General features: G+C 58.7%; 19 protein-coding genes and 4 tRNA genes. 13 read left to right on the top strand and 10 right to left on the bottom strand.

All coding sequences use genetic code 11. The features are described 5' to 3' along the window. Nucleotides 1–4 precede the first annotated feature (4 nt). Nucleotides 5–3,586, top strand: coding sequence for a M1 family aminopeptidase (locus CNX70_RS00250; protein WP_096232522.1), 3,582 nt, complete (start codon nucleotides 5–7; stop codon nucleotides 3,584–3,586). A gap of 87 nt (nucleotides 3,587–3,673) precedes the next feature. On the opposite strand, the gene CNX70_RS00255 is transcribed toward CNX70_RS00250, so the two are convergent. Further along, the gene (locus CNX70_RS00255) at nucleotides 3,674–4,099 is read right to left on the bottom strand and encodes a hypothetical protein (protein WP_157750863.1); all 426 of its coding nucleotides are present in this window, start codon (nucleotides 4,097–4,099) and stop codon (nucleotides 3,674–3,676) included. 96 nt (nucleotides 4,100–4,195) lie between these two features. Then, nucleotides 4,196–4,450, bottom strand: coding sequence for a hypothetical protein (locus CNX70_RS27925; RefSeq protein ID WP_167389591.1), 255 nt, complete (start codon nucleotides 4,448–4,450; stop codon nucleotides 4,196–4,198). Nucleotides 4,451–4,468: 18 nt separating this feature from the next. Here CNX70_RS27925 and CNX70_RS00260 point away from each other — a divergent pair, with 18 nt between their 5' ends. Continuing rightward, nucleotides 4,469–4,885, top strand: a complete 417-nt coding sequence (locus CNX70_RS00260) for a hypothetical protein (protein ID WP_096232526.1) — start codon at nucleotides 4,469–4,471, stop codon at nucleotides 4,883–4,885. A 174-nt stretch (nucleotides 4,886–5,059) separates the two neighbouring features. Here the strand turns inward: CNX70_RS00260 and CNX70_RS00265 are convergent, their stop codons facing one another. The 3 genes from CNX70_RS00265 to ssb are packed head-to-tail and all read right to left on the bottom strand — an operon-like array spanning nucleotide 5,060 to nucleotide 6,942. After that, a complete protein-coding gene (locus CNX70_RS00265; protein WP_096232528.1) occupies nucleotides 5,060–5,641 on the bottom strand; it encodes a hypothetical protein in 582 nt (193 codons plus the stop codon). Continuing rightward, the gene (locus tag CNX70_RS27930; RefSeq protein ID WP_157750865.1) at nucleotides 5,638–6,396 is read right to left on the bottom strand and encodes a hypothetical protein; all 759 of its coding nucleotides are present in this window, start codon (nucleotides 6,394–6,396) and stop codon (nucleotides 5,638–5,640) included. The genes CNX70_RS00265 and CNX70_RS27930 overlap by 4 nt, the downstream gene beginning before the upstream one ends. 24 nt (nucleotides 6,397–6,420) lie before the next feature. Continuing rightward, on the bottom strand, nucleotides 6,421–6,942 hold the full coding sequence (ssb, locus tag CNX70_RS00270) for a single-stranded DNA-binding protein (protein WP_096232530.1): 522 nt from the start codon (nucleotides 6,940–6,942) through the stop codon (nucleotides 6,421–6,423). Nucleotides 6,943–7,323: 381 nt separating this feature from the next. Between ssb and uvrA the strand changes: the two genes are divergently transcribed. Continuing rightward, entirely contained in the window at nucleotides 7,324–10,173 is a 2,850-nt protein-coding gene (gene uvrA / locus CNX70_RS00275) for an excinuclease ABC subunit UvrA (protein ID WP_096232532.1), read from the top strand. Nucleotides 10,174–10,254: 81 nt separating this feature from the next. Here the strand turns inward: uvrA and CNX70_RS00280 are convergent, their stop codons facing one another. Together CNX70_RS00280 and CNX70_RS00285 are read right to left on the bottom strand one after the other, a co-directional pair. Continuing rightward, the gene (locus CNX70_RS00280) at nucleotides 10,255–10,761 is read right to left on the bottom strand and encodes a hypothetical protein (RefSeq protein ID WP_096232534.1); all 507 of its coding nucleotides are present in this window, start codon (nucleotides 10,759–10,761) and stop codon (nucleotides 10,255–10,257) included. 184 nt (nucleotides 10,762–10,945) lie between these two features. Continuing rightward, nucleotides 10,946–12,817, bottom strand: coding sequence for a phosphoenolpyruvate carboxykinase (GTP) (locus CNX70_RS00285; protein WP_096232536.1), 1,872 nt, complete (start codon nucleotides 12,815–12,817; stop codon nucleotides 10,946–10,948). 328 nt (nucleotides 12,818–13,145) lie between these two features. Between CNX70_RS00285 and CNX70_RS00290 the strand changes: the two genes are divergently transcribed. Next, nucleotides 13,146–14,159, top strand: coding sequence for a D-2-hydroxyacid dehydrogenase family protein (locus tag CNX70_RS00290; RefSeq protein ID WP_096232538.1), 1,014 nt, complete (start codon nucleotides 13,146–13,148; stop codon nucleotides 14,157–14,159). On the opposite strand, the gene CNX70_RS00295 is transcribed toward CNX70_RS00290, so the two are convergent. Continuing rightward, nucleotides 14,147–14,920 carry an L-asparaginase gene (locus tag CNX70_RS00295; protein WP_096232540.1) on the bottom strand — a complete coding sequence of 258 codons (774 nt, stop codon included), beginning with the start codon at nucleotides 14,918–14,920 and terminating at the stop codon, nucleotides 14,147–14,149. The two genes, CNX70_RS00290 and CNX70_RS00295, sit on opposite strands and share 13 nt — an antisense overlap. Before the next feature lie 155 nt (nucleotides 14,921–15,075). Between CNX70_RS00295 and CNX70_RS00300 the strand changes: the two genes are divergently transcribed. Continuing rightward, on the top strand, nucleotides 15,076–15,561 hold the full coding sequence (locus tag CNX70_RS00300; RefSeq protein WP_034781194.1) for an asparaginase domain-containing protein: 486 nt from the start codon (nucleotides 15,076–15,078) through the stop codon (nucleotides 15,559–15,561). A gap of 520 nt (nucleotides 15,562–16,081) precedes the next feature. Continuing rightward, complete coding sequence (locus CNX70_RS00305) at nucleotides 16,082–18,853, top strand: TonB-dependent receptor (RefSeq protein ID WP_096232542.1); 2,772 nt, start codon at nucleotides 16,082–16,084, stop codon at nucleotides 18,851–18,853. 135 nt (nucleotides 18,854–18,988) lie between these two features. Here the strand turns inward: CNX70_RS00305 and CNX70_RS00310 are convergent, their stop codons facing one another. Next, complete coding sequence (locus CNX70_RS00310) at nucleotides 18,989–19,885, bottom strand: recombination-associated protein RdgC (protein WP_071075042.1); 897 nt, start codon at nucleotides 19,883–19,885, stop codon at nucleotides 18,989–18,991. A 116-nt stretch (nucleotides 19,886–20,001) separates the two neighbouring features. Continuing rightward, complete coding sequence (gene dinB / locus CNX70_RS00315; protein WP_279629339.1) at nucleotides 20,002–21,186, bottom strand: DNA polymerase IV; 1,185 nt, start codon at nucleotides 21,184–21,186, stop codon at nucleotides 20,002–20,004. Between the two features lie 142 nt (nucleotides 21,187–21,328). On the opposite strand from dinB, the gene CNX70_RS00320 reads away from it, so the two are divergent. The 7 genes from CNX70_RS00320 to CNX70_RS00350 all read left to right on the top strand — a co-directional run bounded on the left by CNX70_RS00320 (nucleotide 21,329) and on the right by CNX70_RS00350 (nucleotide 26,019). Then, nucleotides 21,329–23,461, top strand: a complete 2,133-nt coding sequence (locus CNX70_RS00320) for a S9 family peptidase (RefSeq protein ID WP_244198984.1) — start codon at nucleotides 21,329–21,331, stop codon at nucleotides 23,459–23,461. 98 nt (nucleotides 23,462–23,559) lie between these two features. Further along, nucleotides 23,560–23,635: transfer RNA gene (locus CNX70_RS00325), tRNA-Val, on the top strand. Nucleotides 23,636–23,689: 54 nt separating this feature from the next. Beyond that, nucleotides 23,690–23,766, top strand: a tRNA-Asp gene (locus tag CNX70_RS00330). A gap of 216 nt (nucleotides 23,767–23,982) precedes the next feature. Next, nucleotides 23,983–24,058 (top strand) — tRNA-Val (locus CNX70_RS00335). A gap of 57 nt (nucleotides 24,059–24,115) precedes the next feature. Beyond that, nucleotides 24,116–24,192 (top strand) — tRNA-Asp (locus CNX70_RS00340). A 106-nt stretch (nucleotides 24,193–24,298) separates the two neighbouring features. Continuing rightward, a complete protein-coding gene (locus CNX70_RS00345; RefSeq protein ID WP_096232548.1) occupies nucleotides 24,299–25,402 on the top strand; it encodes a hypothetical protein in 1,104 nt (367 codons plus the stop codon). After that, nucleotides 25,393–26,019 carry an ATP-binding cassette domain-containing protein gene (locus CNX70_RS00350; RefSeq protein ID WP_096232550.1) on the top strand — a complete coding sequence of 209 codons (627 nt, stop codon included), beginning with the start codon at nucleotides 25,393–25,395 and terminating at the stop codon, nucleotides 26,017–26,019. The genes CNX70_RS00345 and CNX70_RS00350 overlap by 10 nt, the downstream gene beginning before the upstream one ends. The last annotated feature ends 33 nt before the right edge of the window (nucleotides 26,020–26,052 follow it).

Genomic DNA, 26,052 nt, shown 5'->3' on the forward strand with positions numbered 1-26,052 from the left:
CGCCATGTGGAAGGAATTTTTCAAGTTTGACCTCGTCTACCAGCTGAAACAGCCGCTGCTGTGGGTCTTTGCAATCATCATGGCCCTGATGGCCTTTGGCGCCACCACCAGCGACTCGGTGCAGATCGGTGGCGCCATCGGCAACATCAACCGCAACGCTCCCACCGTGGTGGCGCAGATGCTGGGCATCTTCAGCCTGCTGGCGATGTTTCTCGTCACCGTCTTCATCGCCGGCGCCGTGCTGCGCGACAACGAAGTGGGCATGGCCGACATGCTGTTCGCCACGCCCATGCGCAAGTGGGATTACCTGTTCGGCCGCTTCGCCGCCGGCTTTGTCGCCTGCCTGGTGATCTTCGTCGCCATTGCCCTGGCCACCATGCTCGGCCCCGTCATGCCCTGGGTCGATGCGCAGCGCGTGGGCGCGTTCTCGCTGCATGCGTATGCCTGGAGCTTCGCCGTCATCGTCATCCCCAACCTGCTCTTCATCGGCGCCCTGCTGATGCTGCTGGCGGCCACCACGCGTTCGATGATGCTCGTGTACGTGGGCGTGTTGGGCTTTTTCGTGCTGTGGGCCATGGCCGGGGTATTTACGCGCGACATCAACAATGAATGGTATGCCGTGCTGCTCGACCCCTTCGGCGTGCGCGCCTTTGGCCGCATGACGCGCTACTTCACGGCCGCCGAGTCGAATGCCAGCCTGCCGCCACTGTCCGGTTTCCTGCTGGCCAACCGCTTGCTGTGGCTGGGCATTACCGTCGTGCTGTTTGCCGCCACCGTGATCCTGTTCAAACCGCAGCGCACGGGCACGGGCAAGCGCCTGTTCGGCAAGCACAAGACGCCTGCGGCCGCGCCGGTCGCCAGCGCGCCGCTGCACCTGCCGCGCAGCATTCCCACCTTTACTCCGGCAACGGCCTGGCGCCAGTGGTGGCAGATCCTGCGCTTCGATGCCGCCGGCGTCTTCAAGAGCGTGCCCTTCCTCGTCATGCTGCTGTTCGGCATCATCAACCTGATCGCCGGCTCCAGCGTGGGCAAGAACATGTACGGCACGGCCGTGTATCCGATGACCCATTTGATGCTGCAAAGTATCAACAACAGCTTCAGCTTCCTGTTGATCATCATCGTCACCTTTTATGCGGGTGAGCTGATCTTCAAGGAGCGCCAGGTCAAGATCGCCGACGTCAGCGATGCCATGCCCGTACCCGGCTGGGTGCCCCTGCTGGCCAAGTGCACGGCCCTGATCGGCGTCATCGCCGGCTACCTGCTGGTGGGCGTCATCACCGCCATCGGTTTCCAGCTCGTCAAGGGCGGCGCACCCGTGGAACTGGGCCTGTACCTGAAAGGCACCCTGCTCGGTTCCCTCTTCTTCGTGCTGATGGGCTTGTGTGCCCTCACCCTGCAAGTGCTGTCGAATAACAAGTTCATCGGTTACCTGCTGGTGATTCTGCTGATGGTGGCGCAAGCCGTGCTGGGTATGCTGCACCTGGAACACAACCTGTACGCCTTCGGCGGCACGCCGGCCATCAAGTATTCGGACATGAATGGCTATGGCCACTTCCTGACGGGCTGGGCCTGGTTCTCCCTGTACTGGAGCCTGTTTACCGTGGCGCTCATCATGCTGGCCCGTGCGTTCTGGGTGCGCGGCCTGTCCGTCGACTGGCGCGCCCGCGTGCGCCTGGCCCGCCAGCGCCTGCAAGGCCGCGCCGGCGCCGCCCTGGCCGTAGTCGTGCTGTGCTGGGCAGGCACGGGCGGCTGGATCTTCTACAACACGAACGTGCTGAACAAGTACGAGACGTCGGACATCGGCATGGACAAGCAGGCCCGCTACGAGAAATTGTACAAGCAATACAAGGGCTTGCCGCAGTTGAAGATCACCGACGTCCAGGCCGATGTGGATATCTATCCTGAGCAACGCAAGGTGTTGATCAAGGGCCACTACGTGCTGCAAAACAAGACGCAGCAGCCGCTCGACACCCTGCGCATCCAGCTCAACCCGGACCTGGAAACGCACTGGTTGAACTTGCCTGAGCACAAGGTCGCGCTCGACGACAAGGATCTCGGCTTCAGCATCCTCAAGCTGGCGCAACCGCTGGCACCGGGCGCCACCCTGCCGCTGGACTTCACGGTGGCCGTAACGCATCAGGGTTTCACCAACGACGGCGCGCCGGACCAGGTCAACCTGAACGGCAGCTTCTTCAACAACCAGGCCTTCTTCCCCCACTTCGGCTATGCGAAGGAAATGGAGTTGACGGACCGCAACGAACGGCGCAAACGGGGCCTGGGCGAACCGCAGCGCATGGCCAAGCTGGAAGACAAGTCGGCCTACGGCAACACCGTTTTTGGCAATGAAGCGGACTGGATCAATTTCGACACCACCGTCTCCACCAGCGGCGAGCAGATCGCGCTGGCGCCTGGTTACCTGCAGGCAAGCTGGGAAAAGGATGGCCGCCGCTATTACCGCTACAAGATGGACCAGCCGATGATGCCGTTCTTTGCCTACCTGTCGGCCCGCTGGGAAGTCAAAAAAGGCGACTGGCATGGCGTACCGATCGAAATTTATTTCGACAAGAAGCACGGCTACAATACGCAGCGCATGATTACCTCCGTGCAAAAGTCGCTCGATTACTACACCACCCAGTTCACGCCCTACCAGCACAAGCAGGTGCGCATCCTGGAGTTTCCCGGCTACCAGAGCTTCGCGCAGTCGTTTGCCAATACGATTCCGTATTCGGAGGGCATCGGATTCATCGCCGACCTGCGCGACAAGGATGACATCGACTACGTGTTCTACGTCACGGCGCATGAAATGGCGCACCAGTGGTGGGGCCACCAGGTGATCGGCGCCAACGTACAGGGCGCCACCATGCTGATGGAATCGCTGTCGCAGTACTCGGCGCTGATGGTGATGGAAAAGGAATATGGCCGCGAAAAAATGCGCCGCTTCCTGCGCTATGAACTGGACCGCTACCTGAGCGGGCGCGGCGGCGAAGCCATCGAGGAACAGCCGCTGGCGCGCGTGGAGGGACAGCAATACATCCACTACAACAAAGGCAGCCTGGTGTTCTACCGCCTGCGCGACGAGCTCGGCGAGGAAGCCCTGAACCGTGCCCTGAAACGCTATCTGCAGGACAAAGGCTATCAGCAGGCGCCGTTCACCACCACCCTGGAACTGCTGGCCTACATCCGCGCCGAAGCGCCGCAGGACAAGCAGGCGCTGATCACGGACCTGTTCGAGAAGATCGTCTTCTACGACAACCGCGTGACGCAAGCGTCGGCCGTGCAGCGCAAGGATGGCCAGTGGGATGTCACCATGCAGTTGCACCTGGCCAAGCTGGAGTCCGACGGCAAGGGCAAGGAAAGCGCGCGTGCCTATGACGAGCCGGTGGAAATCGCCATCTTCGCGCGCGCCCCTGGCGCCAAAGAAAAGGATGAAACAGTCCTGTTCACGGACAAGCGCAGGGTGTCGGGCAGCGACCCGGTGATCACCATCACCGTGAAGGACAAACCGTTCGAAGTGGGTGTTGATCCTTACAACAAGATGATCGACAGGGTTGCGCGCGATAACCGCAAGGAAATCACGGTCAATTAAGGCTTCAAGGTGCTTGATGCAACGCAAACAGGCCACGCTATCGGTGATAGCACGGCCTGTTTTTTTTGCGGCGGATGGAAAATTTTTTCAGGCCAGCAAATAAATCTGCCGCAGCGCACATCCCACCTGCACCAGACAGAACAGCATGGCGACGAACAATAGCCCAAGATGGCATTTTAAAAAGACATCCAATTTTTCCCGGCTGGCCGCGGGCAGTACGGCGGCCGTTTTAAAACGCAGGCCTTTCCCGGCCAATAGCAACAGCACTATGCTCACTGGAAAAGATTGCAAAAAAATATGTCTAGGATACAAAGTCCATGCCAGTCCGAGCAGGATGGAAATCAAGGCAAGTACATCGCACAAGAGAAATACATATCTTCTTTTTTGAAAATCCGCCAGCGGTGCAAGCAGCCAGCCCCTTTTCTTTCCGAATATGCGTTCCAAAACCAACCATTGTGCCCCTGAGGAATCGACAGCTATATGCATTGCAAGGTTTTTCTTCAATTGAGCCAAAAGACGTTTTCTGCATACCAATGGCCGAAATATGCTCAGGTCAGATGCGTATTCATCCCATGCCTGAATTACATGCCATGAAGCTCCTGATAAAATTTACCCATAGAAACATTGCAAACAATATACCATCACATAAACAATCGCCAAAATGATTTTATTAGTGAAATAAACAATCACAAAGCGATTCTTCTCCTTATGCAAAAACATCATAACAATATTTGCATTTTGTTTTACCAGAACTGAGGCATAGAGAGACGCGCCATCTGCACCATGAGGTGGCACTGCGGTACAGGCAAAGCGCGAAGCCTGGCGTAAGATGGTCGGCATCACCATCGCCTGGCTTTTATCCACGTTGAAAGGGAATATCCTATGCCGCGTCGTCCACTGCCCCTCCGCGCCAGCCTGCTGCTGGCGGCCCTCGTTTTCACCACGCCCGCCTGGAGCGCCGATCCGGTCCACAAGGAAAACGTCGAATTGACGGCAGGCAAGAACGCGCACAGCGTGAAAGGCAAGATCAAGGGCTACGCCACGGCCGAATACACGCTCACTGGCAAGGCCGGCCAGACCCTCAACGTCAAGCTCAAAACCAATCAGCCATCAAATTACTTCAACATCCGCCAGCCAGGCCAGGACGAAGCCCTGTTCATCGGCTCGACCAGCGGTAACAGTTACCAGGCGAAACTGCCGGCCGATGGCGAGTACACCGTGCAGGTATATTTGATGCGCAATGCGGCACGCAGGAATGCGGTGGCCAGCTACAGCCTGGAGATGCGGCTGCGCGATTAAACATGCCCCTCCACGCCAGTGGCATTTGATTTCTTGCATGTCGATTAATCGAAAAATACAGGAATGAACAGCCCTACCTTACTGACGATGGTACTCAAGGAGATGATAACAATGGGTGTTTAATAGATGCCCCCGATACCTCAAAACAGCAATACATAAACGATCATATTTAAGTCATCGACGCTTTTCGGCAAGAATGCGATATCCATCCCATTTATCGACAAAACTGGGATCGATTCGCGCGCAAAGGCGAGTTTTTTTCCTATCCTTCGTCAGCTCACATATGGTGTAATCGATTTTTGCGCCTCGTTTTTCCAGCAATGTAATTTGAGCCTCAAGATAAGCCTTTTCGTCTCTCCGTGCCTGAAGTTCGCTGATATTCGGCATGGCTAGCCATGCCACAAACACAATCGTTGCCATAAAAATACTCATAACACCTAATGCTCCCGCGATCATGCGCCAAAAGCCGAACTTTGCTGCTTCCTGATAAGCTACCGAGGCTCGTTTCGCATCTATATTCGCCGCGTCAAAACGCCGTACAAGAACATCAGCCACTTCATGGACGGCTTCCTGTATAGCTAATGTTACTTCACGTGCCACCGTTGCTGGAAGCTGGGCGGCAGCAGTCTCGACTATATGCTCTGTGCGGCTCAACCTTTCGACTGCTCTCCGAACAGCTTTCTGATCGCGTATCGCCATCTCGAGCAGGGTTCCAACGACGATACCTATATCTTCATTTTGATTGTATTTATTCATCGTGAATGTCCATCCCTTTGGATACCAGGAAGGCTGCGAGTCCACTGTTTCTCATATTGCTGCTGGCGCTCAAGTTGTCGTTGACGATAGATTTCCTGCAACCTATCCAATTTCAATCCTATCTCGCGTAAATCCTCGACAACGACATACTTTATCAATCCGCTATCATCAACAGAAACAATTAATCCGCCAGATGAACCCTTAATAGATCCTTGACTTTCAGCAAGAATTCTTAAATACCGTGAGAATATGGCAGATCTGTCATCAGTTGCACCAATAGCCTCTTTGACCATTTCCCCAATAAATTCTCCGAAATTAATTTTTGACTCAACTATTTTATTAAAATCAAGGTAAGGAGAAATTTGTAAATCTAAATTTCCACACTCGCTTCTCGATCTTATAAACCAGTGCACCTCACGCGATACTGGAATCAGATCAGAATTTACTGAATTCGACAATGAGCGCTGTAGATGGATTAGTTTACTTTCTTCTTTGTCGTCATCGTTAGCCGAGCGCTTAAATTCAAGTAAACGCATGACACACGATCCTCGTACCAGTACGTCACCGGCACCTCGATCAAGCGGCGTTTGTTGCAACAAATTTACTGAGAGAGGTAATTGCCTGGTCTGGTAAGCACCACCCATCGCAAGTCCCAGTCCATATAAAAAATTTCCGATAACAATATTTTCGTAAATATCCATTTTTATGTAAAGAAAATAAAAAGCCTGTTCTCTTTTGGGAGAACAGGCTTTCATCAATCAAAAAAGACACTTCCAGACTTAGAACGGAATATCGTCATCCATATCCGAGAAGTTCGGTGCTGGCTTCGGTGCAGGGCGTGGTGCCGGTGCCGGGGCTGGACGCGGAGCGGGTGCCTGGCGCGGGGCTGGGGCGTCGTAGCCGCCACCACCGCCGCCGCCGCCACCGTAGCTGTCATCGCCACCGCCGGCGTCGCCGCCCATGCCGGAGCGACCGCCCAGCATTTGCATCTGTTCCGCGATGATGTCGGTTGCGTACTTCTCGACGCCGTCCTTGTCCGTGTATTTACGCGTTTGCAGACGGCCTTCGACGTAGACGGACGAGCCTTTTTTCAGGTATTGGCCGACGATTTCCGCCAGGCGGCCGAAGAACGAGATACGGTGCCACTCTGTCAATTCTTTTTGTTCGCCCGTATTGCGGTCCTTCGATTTGTACGAAGTGGCCACGGCGATGTTGGCGATCGCGTCGCCGCTAGGCATGTAGCGGATTTCCGGGTCACGGCCCAGATTGCCGACGATGATGACTTTGTTGACTGATGCCATGAATAACTCCTGATGAACTGCAGCGGGAGGCGGTGTCCCGCGCGTTAGTTTAGTGTACTAAACGAGGATTATAAGCGACCACGCGGCGCAAAGCACACGCTTTCTGGCGGACGCCCTCTCCCGTGCGGCAGCACGTTTTTTTCACGGCAGGTGAAAACAAGAAACTTGAATACTGGTATTATATACAGTGTTTAAACGTCTGCACGCATCTGTATCAAACTTTGTCGGGGCACGTTCGCCCGGCGGCGCAATCCGCCCATGGACGCCTCAGGCATGCAGAGCAAAACCCGGCTATAGTTACAGGTTGACCCGTTGTGGCTCCTCATCTGCACCCAGGCACAATGCGCCGGCCGCACCACTCACTGAAAGCAAGGCAATCACATGGAACAGATCCGCATTCGCGGCGCTCGCACGCATAACCTCAAGAATATCAATCTCGATTTGCCGCGCAATAAGCTGATCGTGATTACCGGCCTGTCCGGCTCCGGCAAGTCTTCGCTGGCCTTCGACACCCTGTACGCGGAGGGCCAGCGCCGCTATGTCGAGTCACTGTCAGCCTACGCGCGCCAGTTCCTGCAATTGATGGAAAAGCCGGACGTCGACCTGATCGAGGGCTTATCGCCGGCCATCTCCATCGAACAGAAGGCAACGTCGCATAATCCGCGATCAACGGTCGGCACCGTGACGGAAATCCACGATTATTTGCGCCTGCTGTACGCGCGTGTCGGCACGCCGTACTGCCCCGACCATCCGGAAAACGCGCTGGCCGCCCAGTCCGTGTCGCAAATGGTCGATGCCGTGCTGGCCATGCCGGAAGACACCAAGCTGATGATCCTCGCGCCCGTCGTCGCGAATCGCAAGGGCGAGCATGTCGACCTGTTCGAGCAGATGCAGGCGCAGGGCTTCGTGCGCTTTCGCGTGCAGAGCGGCACGCATGCGGCGAAAATCTATGAAGTCGATGACCTGCCGAAATTGAAGAAGACGGAAAAACACACGATTGACGTCGTCATCGACCGGGTCAAGGTGAACCAGGAAATCAAGCAGCGCCTGGCGGAAAGTTTCGAGACGGCCCTGCGCCTGGCCGATGGCCGCGCCATCGCCTACGAAATGGATACCGCCAAGGAACACGTGTATTCGAATAAATTCGCCTGCAATGTGTGCGGTTATTCCTTGCAGGAACTGGAACCGCGTTTGTTCTCGTTCAACAACCCCATGGGCGCCTGCCCGGAATGCGACGGCCTGGGGCACATCGAATTCTTTGACCCGAAACGCATCGTCGCGTTCCCGAATCTGTCGCTGGCGTCGGGCGCCGTCAAGGGCTGGGACCGCCGCAACCAGTTTTATTTCCAGATGCTGTCGAACCTGGCCGCCTACTATGAATTCGACCTGGACATGCCGTTCGAGCAGCTGGCACTGAATGCCCAGCAAGCCGTGTTGTACGGTTCCGGCAAGCAAGTGATTCCGTTTACCTATGTCAACGAACGAGGCCGCACCGTCATCAAGGAACACACGTTCGAAGGCGTGGTCAACAATCTGCAGCGCCGCTACCGCGAGACGGATTCGATGGCCGTCAAGGAAGAACTGGCCAAGTTCATCAATGAAAAATGCTGCCCCTCATGCGATGGCGCGCGCCTGCGCGTGGAAGCGCGCTTCGTCAAAGTCGGCACGGGCAAGCAGCAGCGCGCCATCTATGAAGTGGCGGGAAAACCGCTGCGCGAGACGCTGGAATTCTTTGAAAAACTGAAACTGACGGGCGCCAAGAAGGAGATCGCCGACAGGGTCGTGAAAGAAATCATTTCGCGCCTGAAGTTCCTCAACAATGTGGGCCTCGATTACCTGTCGCTGGACCGCAGCGCCGACACGCTGTCGGGCGGCGAAGCACAGCGCATACGCCTGGCGTCGCAGATCGGCTCCGGTTTGACGGGCGTCATGTATGTGCTCGACGAACCGTCGATCGGCTTGCATCAGCGCGATAATGACCGCCTGATCGAAACTTTGAAACACTTGCGCGACATCGGCAACAGCGTGCTGGTGGTCGAGCACGATGAAGACGCCATCCGCACGGCCGACTACATCGTCGACATGGGCATCGGCGCGGGCGTGCACGGCGGCGAAATCATCGCCGAAGGCACCCTGCAAGATATTCTCAAGAACAAGAAATCGCTGACGGCGCAATACCTGAATGGCAAGCTGAAAATCGCCGTGCCGGCCAAGCGCCACGCCAGCAATCCGGAAAAGCAATTGGTCATTACTGGCGCGACGGGCAACAACTTGAAAAAGGTGTCACTCAGCTTGCCGGTAGGCTTGATGACGTGCGTGACGGGCGTCTCCGGCTCGGGCAAATCGTCGCTGGTCAACGATACCCTGTATCCGGCGCTGTCGCGCCATCTGTACGGTTCGCAGACGGAACCGGCGCCGCACGAATCGATCAGCGGCCTGGAGCACTTCGACAAAGTCATTTCCGTCGACCAGGCGCCCATCGGCCGCACGCCGCGCTCGAACCCCGCCACCTACACGGGCTTGTTTACGCCGATCCGCGATCTGTTCGCCACCGTGCCGACGGCCAAGGAACGCGGCTACAGCGCAGGACGCTTCTCGTTCAACGTGAAAGGCGGCCGCTGCGAAGCATGCCAGGGCGATGGCGTGATCAAGGTCGAGATGCACTTCCTGCCCGATGTCTACGTGCCGTGCGACGTGTGCCACGGCAAGCGCTACAACCGCGAAACCCTGGAAGTGCACTACAAGGGCAAGAACATCACGGAAGTGCTGGGCATGACGGTGGAAGAGGCGCATGTATTCTTCAAGCCCGTGCCCTTGATCGCGCGCAAGCTGCAAACCCTGCTCGACGTGGGCCTGGGCTACATCAAGCTGGGCCAGAGCGCCACCACGCTGTCCGGCGGCGAAGCGCAGCGCGTGAAATTGTCGCTGGAATTGTCCAAGCGCGACACGGGACGCACCCTGTACATCCTCGACGAACCGACCACAGGCTTGCACTTCCACGACATCGACCTGCTGTTGAAAGTCATCCACCGCCTGCGCGACCAGGGCAACACCCTCGTCATCATCGAGCACAACCTGGACGTCATCAAGACGGCCGACTGGCTGGTCGACCTGGGCCCTGAAGGGGGCGCCGGTGGCGGGCAGATCATTGCCACGGGCACGCCGGAAGACGTGGCGCTGAACCCGGCCAGCGTGACGGGTAAATACCTGGGGCCGCTGCTGAAGCAATAAGCTGCAGCACTTGAAAAAATGGCGCGGATTGTCCAGACAATTCGCGCCATTTTTTGTTTCCGCACAAACGTCAGGGTTTGCTCACCTTGCTTTGGCAACGCGTTCCAGTTTCGTCTGCAAGTAGGCCCAGGAGTACTCAAGCGCCTCATACAGCGCCGCACCGTCTTCCAGCAGGCGCGGCCCAAGCAGGCACATGCCCCGCAGCATTTCCGGCGACTGGCCGCGTTGGCCATTCCAGGCTTGCGCCGCCATCGCCGGGACTTTGTAGCGCTCGCCAGCCTTCTGGCGCTGCGTGTCGACCGCCTTGCCCTCCTCATCCGTCCACACGGTCTGGAAGAAACGGCCGGCGTCCTCATCGGACCAGATACCGCCTTGCTTCATTTCTGCAAGCATGCCATCGAGCGTCTTGTGATAGTGCGCCTGCTGCTGGCGCATGCGCTCGACATTGCTCTTCAGCCCTGCTTCCAGCGTGACGCCATACTGCCGGGCATACTCGATGCTCTCGCAATCCTGGCGGTGCTCGGCATGGGCGCCGCTGCCGAGCAGGCAGGCGGCCACGGTGCTAATGATGATGATCGTTTTTTTCATGTTTTGAGCCGGCGTGACAGCAAATAATTTCCACAGGACAATTATTATACCGACAATAAAAAACGGCGCGGATTGCTCATGCAATCCGCGCCGTTTCTCTTTTTGCTAGCACCCCAGTCATTGCCGGCGTGTCATTTATCGCACGCCAGTCTTTGCCGGCGTGTTTCTCCCCCACTACTAAACTTTATGCACTCAGCTGCTTTTCCAGCGCAGCCTTGTGATCTGCCAATTCTTGCGGCAGATGATACGCGAGTTTTTCAAACAGCTCCGCATGCAATTTCAATTCGTCCCGCCACGCCGCCTTGTCGATCGACGTGATGGTATCGAACTGTTGCTGCGTGAATGGCAAGCCATCCCAGTTCAGATCGCCATACTGCGGCGTCGTGCCGAACAGGTTTTCCACGCCGCCCGCCGTGCCTTCGATACGCTCCAGCATCCACTTCAGCACGCGCATATTGTCGCCAAAGCCAGGCCAGACGAACTTGCCGGCCTCGTCCGTACGGAACCAGTTGACGCAGTAGATCTTCGGCAGGGCCGCCGGGTTGACCTTGCCCACCTTGACGCCCATGTCCAGCCAATGCTGGAAGTAATCGCTCATGTTATAGCCGATAAACGGCAACATGGCAAATGGATCGCGGCGCACGACGCCCATCTGGCCCACGGCCGCAGCCGTCGTTTCGGAACCCATGGTGGCGGCCATGTAGACGCCTTCGACCCAGTTGCGCGCTTCGGTGACCAGCGGCACGGTGGTGGAGCGGCGGCCACCGAAAATGAAGGCCGAGATCGGCACGCCAGCCGGATCGTCCCAGGCGGCGTCAATGACAGGGTTTTGCGTAGCAGCAACAGTGAAGCGCGCGTTCGGGTGCGCCGCCTTGGTACCGGACGCCGGCGTCCAGTCCTTGCCCTGCCAGTCGATCAGGTGGCTTGGCGCTTCTTTCGTCAAGCCTTCCCACCAGACGTCGCCATCGTCCGTCAGCGCCACGTTGGTGAAAATCGTGTTGTCGCGCATGGACGCCATGCAGTTGTAATTGGTTTTTTCGTTGGTGCCCGGCGCCACGCCGAAGTAACCGGCTTCCGGATTGATCGCGTACAGGCGGCCATCGGCACCCGGTTTGATCCAGGCGATATCGTCGCCGATGGTGGTCACTTTCCAGCCGTTAAAACTTGCCGGCGGGATCAGCATAGCGAAGTTGGTCTTGCCGCAGGCCGATGGGAACGCTGCCGCGACATAATGCTTCTTGCCTTCCGGCGATTCCACACCGAGGATCAGCATGTGTTCGGCCAGCCAGCCCGGGTTGTTGTCGGACGCCTGCGCTTCCTGGTAGCCCATGTTCGAGGCGATGCGCAGGGCGAAGCATTTCTTGCCCAGCAAGGCGTTGCCGCCGTAGCCCGAACCGAAAGACCAGATTTCGCGCGTTTCCGGGAAATGCACGATGTATTTGGTGCTGTTGCACGGCCATTTCACGTCTTGCTGGCCGGCAGCCAATGGTGCGCCCACGCTGTGCACACACGGCACGAATTCGCCATCGGTGCCCAGCACGTCGTACACGGCACGGCCCATGCGGGTCATGACCTTCATGTTGACGGCAACATACGGCGAATCGGACAGTTCCACGCCGATGTGCGCGATGGGCGAGCCCAGCGGGCCCATCGAGAAGGGTACGACGTACATGGTACGGCCGCGCATGCAGCCATCGAACAGGCCGTTCAAGGTGTGGCGCATTTCGCCAGGCTCGGTCCAGTTATTCGTCGGGCCGGCCGCCTCTTTCGTTGCCGAGCAGATATACGTGCGGTCTTCGACACGGGCCACGTCGCTCGGGTCCGAGCAGGCCAGGTAGGAATTCGGGCGCTTTTCGGCATTCAGTTTTTTCATGGTGCCGCTGGCAACCATTTCGGCACACAGACGCTCGTACTCTTCCTGCGAACCATCGCACCAGTAAATACGCTCCGGCTTGGTCAGCGCAGCAATGTCGGCCACCCAGTTGATCAGTTTCTGTTGTTTAATATAAGCTGGGACGTTGAGTGCGGCGACGCCACCCATGACGGGCTGATTCATATTACCTCCAATACCAATAAAAGAAATTCTGGTCATTCCGGCAAGACGGGCAGCATCGTTGAGAGGTGGCTGCGGCTCACTGCGGGCGGCGTCTTCACGCGGGCAGGGCTCTGGTGTCGTTTACCTGGATCATGCACCCAGGCTGCGGGAACAGTTTGCGTTATAACTATACTCAGGAAGCTTCAAAAGTGCCGGCGATTGTACACCCGCCAATCAGCTATTCTCGCAAAAATGTAGGAGAATAGCTTGACTAATGTAGTAGGCTATTCAGCATTTCCCGTATCCTGTTATTTCCCTACCAAATCCTTACTAAAATCGGCCATCCACCATGAAAATTGCCATACTCGATGATTACCAGGATGCCGTGCGCGGCCTCGATTGCTTCAAATTGCTCGATGGCCACGAGGTCAAAGTGTTCAGCAATACGGCGCGGGGCCTGGGCCAGCTGGCGATCCGCCTGGCGCCGTTTGACGCGCTGGTGCTGATCCGCGAACGCAGCAGTTTCAACCGCGCCTTGCTGTCGAAACTGCCGAACCTGAAACTGATTTCGCAAACAGGCAAGGTCAGCGGCCACATCGATGTGGCGGCCGCCACGGAACTGGGCATCGCGATCGCGGAAGGTATCGGCTCGCCCACGGCGCCGGCCGAACTGACGTGGGCGCTGATCATGGCGGCGCAGCGCAAGATCGTGCCGTACGCGCAACATTTACAGGAAGGGCTGTGGCAAACGTCATCCATCGAGCCGGCGCGCAACACGCTCGGCACGGTATTGAAAGGGCGCACCCTGGCGATCTGGGGCTACGGCAAGATCGGTCAATTGATCGCCGGCTATGGCCGCGCCTTCGGCATGACCATTCTCGTGTGGGGCAGCGAAGCGAGCCGCGCGGCGGCCGTCGCAGCCGGCGATACGGCGGCGGTGTCGCGCGCAGCGTTCTTTGAACAAGCCGACGTCTTGAGCTTGCACCTGCGCCTGTCCGAGACGACGCGCGGCCTGGTAACAAGCGACGACCTGGCGCGCATGAAGCCAAACTCGCTTTTCGTCAACACCAGCCGCGCCGAACTGGTGGCCGAGGGCGCGCTGGAAGCGGCGCTGCAGCAGGGGCGCCCGGGCGCGGCCGCGCTGGACGTGTTTACGGACGAGCCGCTGGCGCCAGGCGCGCCATTGCTGCTGCTGCCGAACGTGCTGGCCACACCACACCTGGGCTACGTCGAGCGTGACAGCTATGAACTGTATTTCCGCTACGCCTTGCAAAACATCGTCGATTTTGCGCAGGGTCGATGCACGCGCCTGCTCAATCCCGAGGTGTCGCAGCATGCGCGGCAAGCCCCTCAGGAGCGCTGAAAGCCCCTCAACAAATCCGGCTCGCCCGTGATGCGGATGGCGGGCGCGGGCAGCGCGTGCCGGCCGCGCCACAGGCCGGCCCAGCCAGGTGGCCAGGAGATGTCCGGCCCGGCATACGGCGCCACGCCGGCGCGCACGGCCACCACCGGCACGGGCGGCATGTCGGGCAAAGGTTCGCCGGGGGTGCGCTGCATGTCCAGGCTGTACATGTAATTGGGTAATAGAGCGTCGCAGACGCGGCCAAACCACGCGCTATGGTCGTCGTCGCGCCCCAGCGCCTGCGCCAGGCCTTGCGGATCGAAACGGGCCAGGGCATCGATCAGCTCGCCGGTGGTGGCACCCGGCGTATCGCCCCAGCCCATCACGGGGTTGACGTTGTAATCGGCGCCCGAACCGTACCAGCCTTCGCGCCAGGGCCGCTGCATCCAGTCGCGCGGCCCCGTAAACAAATGCCAGCGCCAGTGCAGGCCGGACGGTTTGGGCCAGGAATACAGATACAGTTTTTGATAGCCGGCCTGGTGCAGCTCGCGCACCATGGCCATCAGACGCGCATGCGGCATGCGGTCGGGCGGCGCGCGGCGAAACAAAATCGCTTCGCCATCGGCAAACTGCACATCGTCGGTCGACAGGTTCAGGTCCAGGGTGCGCGCTTCGCTGCCGAAACGGGCGGCGATCCAGCCCGTCAGCAAATTCACGGACGTGATGACGCCATAGCCGCGGTGGCGGTGAAAAATGACGGTGCCGGGAGCGAGCGCTTTCATACAGGATAGTCGGGCTGGTGGAGGAGCAAAGAAACAAGTGTACTCACAGATGGCCGAATTTTCCAGAGGCGGCGCGCATCTGGCCCGCCATTCACGCAAGGCACACAATCCACGCTATCATGCGCGTCATTCTCCACTGACATCGTGACCACATCATGACTTTGCGCATACTCGCCACTGGCGGCACTTTCGACAAACACTACAACGAATTGAACGGTACCCTGGGCTTTTCCGACAGTCATTTGCCGGCAGCGATTGCCCGCGCGCGCATGACGGCACCCGTCGCATTGGAGCAACTGCCCCTGCTCGATTCGCTCGACATGCAGGATGCGGACCGCCAGCGCGTGCTGGCATCGTGCCGCGCGGCACAGGAAAAAGCCATCGTCATCATCCACGGCACCGACACCATGCGCGAAACGGCGCAAGTGCTGGGCGCGGCGAACCTGCAGCAAACGGTGATTTTGACGGGCGCCATGATTCCCTACGAAATCGACAACTCAGATGCCCTGTTCAACCTGGGCTTTGCCTGCGGCGTGGCGCAAACCTTGCCAGCGGGCGTGTACGTGGCCATGAATGGCCAGATCTTCGCCTGGGACAATGTGCAAAAGAACCGCGCCGCCGGCGTGTTCCAGCCCTTGTAAGCCGATGGCAGGCAGGATGCGAAAAGCAGACTGGAAAACGCTCTGACTGACATCCTGTCACAATTCAACAAGCCCGTTTTCAACGGGCTTTTTTTACGTTTTTCACTTTTCATAAATTCAGCAATACAACAGATTTCATCGAATTATTATAGGTAAAACATCAAATTGCCAATACATTAATTTTATGTTGCAAAAAAACACCAGCTATCATTTATAAAAACACCGATATTTATAAATATAAAACTGTGATTTAACAATTGGCTTAAATATTCTTCTGTATCTATAATTTATTGCCAAATCCGACACGGTTTAGGTGCATTTTTTCTTGCTGAGACGACATAATGTTCGCCTCGACAAGTAATAAGTGCATTTATAACAATATTGCGCTAAGTAGTCGTCCACCTCCCACCGACGTGGTTCCGCCTACCGTACACGAGCACCCTGGTCATCTATCCGATGGCTTGAACGGTGCTCGTGTACCGCTTGTCGTTATTAAAACTACTACGGAGTAATTGTTACAATGGCATTTAAAGAAAAAATTGGCGCGCGCAGCGTACGCCTGGCCCTGACCGTCCTGGCAGGTAGCGTGTTGTTCTCTGGCCAATCCATGGCGGATGAAGCAATTCAAAAAGTTGAAATTACCGGTTCGAGTATCAAGCGTATCGCCGTCGAAGGTGCCCTGCCAGTGCAGCGCCTGACGCAAGAAGCGATCGCCAAATCGGGCGCCACCTCGGTAGCCGACCTGATCCAGGCCCTGCCCGCCATGCAAGGCTTCACCATCGGCGCAGTCGCCGCAGGTTCCGACTCGGGCGGCAATACCAGCGCATCGCTGCACGGCATTGGCGAGAGCTACACCCTGGTACTGTTGAACGGCCGCCGCATCGCGCCACAAGGTTCCGGCACCACGGTCAACCTGAACGCCATTCCGATGAGCGCCGTTGAGCGCGTCGAAATCCTGACCGACGGTGCTTCGGCCCTGTACGGCTCGGACGCCATCGCCGGCGTACTGAACTTCATCCTGAAGAAAAACCAGCAGGGCGCCACCCTGGAAGCGACGTACGGCGGTCCGGAAGACAAGGGCGGCAACGCCTGGAACACCAGCGTCACCTACGGTTTCGGCGATCTGGACGAAGATCGCTTCAACGTGCTGGTATCGTACCGCCACGACGAGCAGTCGAAACTGGTAGCGACCGACCGCACGTTCGCCAATACCTCGCACCTGAAATTCGCCCGCAACGGCAAGAACTACATCTGGGACCGCACCAGCACCTCGGCCTCGCCAGCAGGCGCCACTGTTGCCTACAACAACAGCACCACTTCGACGGCATTCACGCCATATCTGCGGCAAAACCAGGGAAATTGCCCTGACAATTCCTACGTCACGACCAGCAATAAAAACGCTTGCGGCTTCGACACCGGTTCCACCGTGGAAATCGTGCCGCAATCGAAACGCGACAGCCTGTTCTCCAAAGCAACATACAAGCTCAATGACAACCTGAACGCGTTTGCGGAACTGGCCTACTCGCGCTACGACCTGACGGCGCGTATCGCCGCCAACCCGATCCCCATCTCGATCGCGCAAACGGAAAAAGACCCTGTCACCGGCGTTGAAAAGCTGGTGTTCAAAAATCCTTCCGCCTACGCGAATTACGTACAACCCTACCTGTCGCCAGCGCAACAGGCAGATATCAAATCGATCACGGCCAACTACCGCAGCACCGACTTCGGTTTGCGTGCCAGCCAGACCATTACCCAAACCAAACACATGGTGGTGGGCGTGGAAGGCGAACTGGGCGCGTGGAACTTCGAGAGCGGCCTGACCTGGTCGCAAAACTCGATCGACGAGCGCTACACGAGCGGTTACCAGAAAAACCAGGCATTCAAGGATATCCTGGCCAATCCGGATTTCAACCCGTTTGCAACGACGCAAAAACCATCCGTGCAAGCGCAAGTCGCTGGCGCACAATTCGTCGGTTCGGTACGCACCGCATCGACCACGATGCGCGGCGTCGATACACACGGCTCGCGTGAATTGTTCTCCTTGCCAGGCGGCAAAGCCAGCCTCGGTATCGGCGGCGACTACCGCACCTACCGCTACGAGCAGTCGCCAGGCGCCACCGGTGACGACATCTACAGCTTCAACACGAAGGCTGCCTACGACATGAGCCGCGACACCTACGGCGCGTTCGTCGAGTTGCTGGCGCCGCTGGCCAAGTCGTTCGAAATGACCGTTGGCGGCCGTTACGATGCTGTCAAAGCGATCGATGACAAGCTGAACAACAAAACTATCGGCAAAAAAGACAGCGCCAATACCTACAAGGTATCGGCGCGCTGGCAGCCCGTACAAACCTTACTGATCCGTGGTTCCTACGGCACGGGTTTCAAGGCGCCAAGCATGCTGGAGATCGCTCAGCCACTGGTCAACGCCGGCTTTACCGCCAAGAAATTTGACTGCCCGACACCAGGTTCGCCACTTTGCCGCGGTGAAACAACGCAATACAACGCTGTGTCACAAGGCAATCCAGAACTGCAATCGGAAAAATCCAAGCAGTTCACCCTGGGCTTCCGTGTCGAGCCTAGCGCGGCCTTCTCGTTCGGCGCCGACTTGTGGGACGTGAAACTGAGCAATGCTGTATCGGAAATCACCGAAGAGCAAGCATTTGCCGATCCGGTCAAGTATGCAACGAGCTTCTCGACCTACAAGGAACCATCGACCGGCAATACCTACTACGCGTTCAAGAAACTGTCGGTCAACATCGGCAAGAAGGAATACCGTGGTATCGACTGGGATCTGTCGGCCAACCATAAGTTTGACTTCGGCAAGCTGACCGCGCAATTGAGCGGTACGCATATGTTGCACGCCAACTACACCAAAGCCGGTAGCAACAATGTGTTCACCAGCAACATGAACTTCTTCGGCGACACCAACGAAGTCACGTTCCGCAACCTGATGAAGCTGACGACGACCCTCGATACGGGCCGCCTGAGCAACACAGTGACCGTCAACTACCGTAACGGCTACACCGATGCAGCCGCTACCGTGTACGACGTAGCCGCCGCAAAAGAAGTGAAGGGTTTCCGCCTGCAAGTTCCGTCGTACACCACGTTCGACTGGCAAGCACGTTTCGCCTTTGACAAGCAAACCACGATCCGCGCAGGCATCAAAAACCTGTTCGACCGTGCACCACCGCTGTCGCTGCGCGCTTCGTCGGGTCACCAGGTCGGTTTCGACCCACGCTACGCCGATCCAATGATGCGTTCGTTCTACATCACCGGCAACTACAAGTTCTAATGTGACGTTGTGAATTAGCTTGTCTGGAAAGCGCCTTGCACTTCACCGTGCCAGGCGCTTTTTTTATGCACTCGTAGATTGCACAGGCGAAAAAAAAGGAGCCGCAGCTCCTTTCCCGTACACATACAACTGCTGCTATGCAGTTGCTTCGCCACCCAATGCTTCGACCACATCGGCCATCAGCTTGGCGAGCTCGCCCGTCATCAGCATCAGGTCGCCGTCGAAACGCTCGTCGTCGTTCTTCGTGCTCGATTCCGTTTCCTTGATCACGTCCAGCGGCTTGACGCTCTTGATGGCCAGGGACTCCGTCAGCACGAACGAGATCTTGTCGTTCCACGTCATGGCCAGGCGCGTGCACTGCTTGCCGGCCGCGATGTGGCGGCGCACGTCGTCCGCTTCCAGGGTGTGGCGCACGTAGCGCACGGTGGCCTTGCTCTCGCCCGTGGCGCGCAATTCTGTGTCCATGTCGACCGTGAAGCCGGCAGGCGCGTCGTCGGCCTGCAGCCATTCCGTCATCACCGCCACGGGCGAGCGCTGCACGCGCAGGCTTTCCAGCGGCAGCTTGTCGACGGCTTTCAACAGCAGCTTGATGACTTCATCGGCCTTGGCCGGGCTGGCGGCATCGACCACCAGCCAGCCATTGACGGGATCGATCCACGTCCAGACGTTGCTGCGGATGCTGAAGGCGCGCGGCAGCAGTTCGTCGGCCACGCGTTCCTTCAATTCTTTCATGGCTTTCTTGCCAGGCGCAAAGCCTTGCGCTTCTTCCATCTCGGCAGCGCGGGCCTTGGCCACCTGGTTGATGACAGTCGCTGGCAACAGTTTCTTTTCCGTGCCCAGCAAGATCAGCATCTGCTTGTTGACCACATGCACCAGACCGCCATTCGGGCGTGGCGTATCCCAGCCCTGGCGCATCAGATCCATGCTGGTCGCCGGCGTAAATTTGTTCGAGGACAAGGCCTCTTCCAGTTGTTCTGGCGTATAAGCCCATGGTGCGGGCAGGCGGTAAATCTGAAGATTCTTGAACCACATAGTTTTTGTCTTCCGTTTGTTTCAGTAGTGCCAGGGGAACGCCATTCTACACTTTCGACGTGAAAATGCCGTCAAAAGCGCGGTCTGGCGCGGTATGTATCTTGTAGGAAACGCCGCTAGAGCCTGGGAAACAGCTCCGCCTGGGCTGGCGCCTGCCGCGTCACGATGCCCGGATCGGACAAGGTCGAGATGCGCACGCCCAGCAGGCGGATTTTCTTGTCAAATGGCACGCGCCGCAAGCAATCGCGGCTGGCGCGCAGGATGGCGGCGGCGTCCGCCGTGGCGCTGGGCAGGGTGATGTCGCGCGTGACGGTGCTGAAATCCTCGAAGCGCAGCTTGATGCCCACCGTGCGCCCCGCCAGCGATTGTTTATCCAGGTCGCCCGCCACGCGCGTGCACAGGCTTTCCAGCTTTTCCGACAGGGTGGCGCGGTCGCGCACCACCTGCAAGTCGCGCTCGAACGTCGTTTCGCGGCTGACGGACTTGGTTTCCCGGCTCGTCTGCACGGGCCGCTCGTCAAGGCCCAGCGCCGCCTGGAGCAGCCAGCCCGTGTACAGGTCGCCGAACTGCGTACGCAGCATGGCCATGTCGGCCCGCGCCAGCTCGCCGATGCTAACGATGCCCAGCGCTTCGAGCTTGGCCGTCGCTTTCGGACCGATGCCATTGATTTTTTTCGCCGGCAAGGGCCAGACCCTGGTTTCGATATCCTCTGGCGACAAAATGGTCAAGCCATCGGGCTTTTCCAGGTCGGAACAGATTTTTGCCAGCAATTTGTTGGGCGCCAGGCCGACCGAGCACGACAGGCCCGTCGCCTCGAACACGGCCGCCTTCAGACGCGCCGCCATGGCCGGCGCCTGCTCGCCGTATTCCGTCAGGTCGACATAGATTTCATCGATGCCCACGTTCTGGATGATGGGGCACAGATGGGCCACGGCTTGCTTGAAGCGGGCGGAGTATTCACGGTAGGCCTCGAAATCAGCTGGCAGCAGGATGCTGTCGGGCGCCAGTTTCGCCGCCTTCATGATGCCCATGGCGGAAAACACGCCAAACGCGCGCGCCGCATAGGTCGACGTGGTGACGACGCCGCGCCCCACGTAATCGCGCATGCGCGCAAACTGCCGCGTGCCATCTTCCAGCAGCACCGGTTGCTGCAGACGCCCGCCGCCGATGACGACAGCTTCGCCGCGCAATTCGGGATATTTCAGCAGCTCCACGGAGGCAAAGAAGGCATCCATGTCCAGGTGGGCAATCCAGCGGCGGGCGACGGGTGGCTCGGGAAGTGGGGAGGCAGATGTGGTCAAGGACACCTCGCGGCAGGACACTGTAATTATATACAGTATCGCTGGAAATGCCCGTGGATGCAAGGTGAAACGCACGGGCACCGCAGTTGCTTTTCTCAATGGCAAGATTACAATCCTGACACGACTATAAAAAGGAGTTCCCTTGTCTACAGCACATCAAGCTTTGCGCCACCTGGCCGTCTGCTCATCCATCCTGCTGTCCACGCTGGCGCCAGCCGCGCTGGCCGCCGATGCCCCTGTCGCCGCCAAGACAGCCTGGCAGGAAACCCGCCACGGCACGCTCGTCACGGACGACTATCGCTGGCTGCAAAAGAAGACCGATCCTGCCGTGATCGATTACCTGAATGCGGAAAACGCCTACACGGCGGCCGTCACGGCCCCAATCCAGCCGCTGGCCGACAAGCTGACTGCGGAAGTCAAGGGACGCATGCAGGAAGTGGACCTGTCCGTGCCCGCGCGCCAGGGCAATTTCTACTATTACACGCGCACGGAAGCGGGCAAGCAATACCCGCTGCATTGCCGCCGCCCTGTCGGCGCCAGCGGTGCCTACGATGCGCAGGCAGCTGAGGAAATCCTGCTGGACCAGAATCAATTGGCCGAGGGCCAAAAATTCTTTGCCGTACGCGCGTTTGCCATCAGCCCGAACGAACAATTGCTGGCCTACACCACCGACACGACGGGTTTCCGCCAGTACGAACTGCATGTCAAGGATTTGAAGACGGGCAAGCTTCTGGGCGACAGCATGCCGCGCGTCACGTCCCTGGCCTGGGCGGCGGATAATGCCACGCTGATGCTGACGCAGGAAGACGTCACCACCAAGCGCGCGGACCGATTGTTCCGCCTGGCCCTGGGCGGCACGCTGCAGCAGGTCTACCACGAGCCGGTGGAGCAGTTCGCCATCAACGTGGGCCGCACGCGCGATCATCGCTACTTTGTGCTCACCGCGCGCAGCACGGATACCAGCGAAGTGCTGCTGTTGCCAACGAACAAGCCGGAAGGCCATTTCCAGAGCGTGCTGAAACGCGAAAAAGGCCACCGCTACGGCGTCGAGCACCGCGACGGCCAGCTGTACATTCTGACCAACAAGGACGCGAAAAATTTCCGCGTCGTCAGCGCGCCGCTGTCTGCGCCGCAGCCGAAACACTGGAAACCCGTCGTGCCGCACAACAAGGACGCCGTGATCCAGTCCATTGACGTGTTCCAGGGCTACCTGGTGGTGATGGAAAAGGCGCGTGCCCTGAACCGTGCGCGCATCTATGATTTTGCGCACAAGAATTGGAAAACCGTGCAGTTCGACGACCCCGTCTACCTGGCCACGGCGGCCGGCACGCCGGAGTTTTCCGCCACGCAATTTCGCATGTCTTACCAGTCGCCCGTCACGCCGCCCACCGTCATCGACGTCAGCATGCAGGATGGCAAGCGCACGGTGCTGAAACAGCAGGAAATCGTCGGCGGCTTTGACGGCAGCCGCTACACCACGCAGCGCCTGTGGGTGACAGCGCGCGATGGCGTGCAAGTACCGCTGTGGATCGTCTACAAGAAAGGCGTCAAGCTCGACGGTTCCGCGCCGCTGCTGCTGTACTCGTATGGCTCGTATGGCATTTCCACGGAAGCCAGCTTCGCCATCAGCCGCATCAGCCTGCTGGAACGGGGCGTCATCTATGCGCAGGCGCATATCCGCGGCGGCACGGACATGGGCGAAGCCTGGCATGAAGACGGCATGCTGATGAAGAAGAAAAACACCTTCAATGACTTCATCGACAGCGCCGACTACCTGGTGCGCGAAAAATGGACCAGCCCGAACCGTCTGATCATCCAGGGCGGCAGCGCCGGCGGCCTCTTGATGGGCGCCGTCGTCAACATGCGCCCCGAGCTGTTCCACGCCGTGCACGCAGCAGTGCCGTTTGTCGATGTGATGAACACCATGATGGACGCCAGCCTGCCCCTGACGACAGGGGAGTATCTGGAATGGGGCGACCCGAACCAGAAGGCGGCCTACGACTACATGCTCAGCTACTCCCCCTACGACAACATTGCGCGCAAGAATTATCCCGCCATGCTGGTGACGACGGGCCTGAACGACAGCCAGGTCATGTACTGGGAACCGGCCAAGTACGTGGCCAAGCTGCGCGCGTACAAGACGGACAGCAATCCCTTGCTGCTGAAAACAAATATGGGCGCCGGCCACGGCGGTGCCTCGGGCCGCTACAACGCCATCGCCGAGAATGCGTTTAATATGGCGTGGATGCTTTCCCAGTGGAATATCACGGAATAATGTGAAAAAGCGCTTGCAGAAGGATTTTAGCCATCCTATAATAGCGCCTCTTCCAGACGTGGTGACAAACGTCGGGATGGTTTTCTGAGACAAGCAACGGGTGCTTAGCTCAGTTGGTAGAGCGGCGCCCTTACAAGGCGTAGGTCGGGAGTTCGAGCCTCTCAGCACCCACCAAATCAGAAAACTGTCCAGTGCTTCATGGATCAGCAATACAGATCATACGAGCTTGGAGTGGTAGTTCAGTTGGTTAGAATACCGGCCTGTCACGTCGGGGGTCGCGGGTTCGAGTCCCGTCCGCTCCGCCAATAAAAGAAAAGCCCTTTGGTTCTCTGAACCGAAGGGCTTTTCCCATTTCAGCAGCCAAAAACACGTCCGTACTCCCCTGCTTGAACATTTTTGCACTTTTCAGCAAAAAAACTGCTTTCCCCCTCAAGAATAGTTGCACAAGCACGAAAGCGCCCCCTATAATAGTGCCTCTTCCAGACGTGGTGACAAACGTCGGGATAGTTTTCTGGGTATGCGGGTGCTTAGCTCAGTTGGTAGAGCGGCGCCCTTACAAGGCGTAGGTCGGGAGTTCGAGCCTCTCAGCACCCACCACCAATACAGAAAATTATCCAGTGCTTCATGGATCAGCAACACAGATCATACGAGCTTGGAGTGGTAGTTCAGTTGGTTAGAATACCGGCCTGTCACGTCGGGGGTCGCGGGTTCGAGTCCCGTCCGCTCCGCCAATAAAAGAAAAGCCCTTTGGTTCTCTGAACCGAAGGGCTTTTCCCATTTCCGGCCCGAAAAATGCACTAGAATCAGCGCTCCTCCTGACTCTGCAGCTCCAGCCTGATGCGCCTGCCCCACAGTCTTTCCCCCTACCTCGTCCTGCGCTTGCGCCTGGCGCATCATGCTTTGCTGCAATTTGCCGCCAGCCTGGCCAGTTCCATGGAAATCCTCGTGTTCCTGGCCGGTCCCGTCCTGCTGGGCTTACTCAGCGTCATCGCCCTACCCGGCTTTCTCGCCGTGAGCCTGCCCTGGCCCGCCGCCCTGGGCGTGGTCGGCGCGCAAGTCCTGCTGACCTGCCTGCCCGCCTGGCTGCTGCGCAAGCGCCTGTTGCCGGCGAATACCGCCGCCTGGCTGCGCCAGCTACCCTTGCCGACGCGTGTGCGCTGGCAAGCCGATGTGGCCGTGGCCGGTGTGCTGATGCTGCCGCTGGGCCTCGCCTATGCCGTCTCGACCAGCATCTGGCTGCTGCAGTCGCCGCCCTGGTTGCGCCCGGTTGTCGTGCCCGGCATGGCCGCCACCATCGCCGCCTGGCTGCTGGCCTGGCTGCTGACGACACTCATCGTGGCGCAGCGCCTGCGCGCCCCGCGCCCCGCACACAGGGCTCGCCCGACCACGATGACGGCCTATGTGCCGCAACGGCCCCACTGGCGCAGCGTGTTCCTGTGGCGCCAGTTGTTCTGGCTGCCCTTCTGGCGCAATGACAATATGATCGGCATCCAGCAAAGCGTGCTGCTGGCCACGGCTGGCGCCAGCATGCTGGCCTGGCTGCTGCGCGTGCCCCTGGTGCCAGCACCGCTACTCGGTTTGCTAGCCAGCGCCAGCCTGGTCATTGTGACGGACCGCGGCGACAAGGCCGTGCGCGAGCAGATCGCCGTGCTGCGTCCATCGCTGAACGCCTGGCCCCTGGCCAACACGGCCTTGATGCGCCTGGCTTGCGGCGCCAGCCTGCTGCCGCCGTTTGCCGTGCTGCTGGCGGGCGCGATCTTGCTGTACGCCATCGATCCCGCCGCCTTGCAGCAGCGCGTCACCAAGGTCTACGCCCTCACCGCCAGCGCGGCCCTGCTGGCCATCATCGGCCTGCCCCGCCTCACGGCGCGGGGTAGAGTCGTCCTCGTCGTCCTGTCCATCCTTGCCTTGAGCGCCATCGGAAGCGAATTATGGAATTGAATGCCTCTTCTCCCACCCTGCACATCGAGCACCTCGATTTTCACTTCCCTACGCACAGCGTCTTCCAAGGCTGCAATCTGCAATTCGGCCCCGGCATCAACTGGCTGCGCGGTGCGAACGGGGCCGGCAAGACAACCTTGCTGAAACTGGCGGGCGGCGCCCTGCTGCCCGCGCGCGGCACCATCCGCCTCGATGACGTCGACAGTGGCCGCATGCCGCTGGCCTACCGCGCCCAGGCATTCTATTGTGGCGGCGACCTACCCGCCCTGCCCTGGCTGCAAGTACACGAATTTCTCGACCTGCACCTGGCCCTGTACCCGGGCAGTGACCAGTCCCTGCTGAACGAGGAGCTGCGCGCGTTTGCCCTGACGTCCACCTTGCAGCAAAGCATCACCACCCTCTCGCTGGGCCAGCACAAAAAACTGCAACTGGCCCTGGCCCTGGCCTTGCCCGTGCGCCTGCTGCTGATCGATGAACCGTTCAATGGCCTCGATGCATCCGCCATGGCGCACTTGCGCCAGCGCCTGTCCGACCCGTCCCGCCTGGCGCGCCAGTGCATCGTGCTGACCAGCCACCTGGCGCCGGACGTACCGCTGGCGGCGACGGTGGAAATATAGACAGGAAATACAGCTTTGCAAATCGGCCAAGAA

The sequence above is a fragment of the Janthinobacterium svalbardense genome (genome assembly GCF_002327145.1).
Taxonomy (GTDB): domain Bacteria; phylum Pseudomonadota; class Gammaproteobacteria; order Burkholderiales; family Burkholderiaceae_D; genus Janthinobacterium; species Janthinobacterium tructae.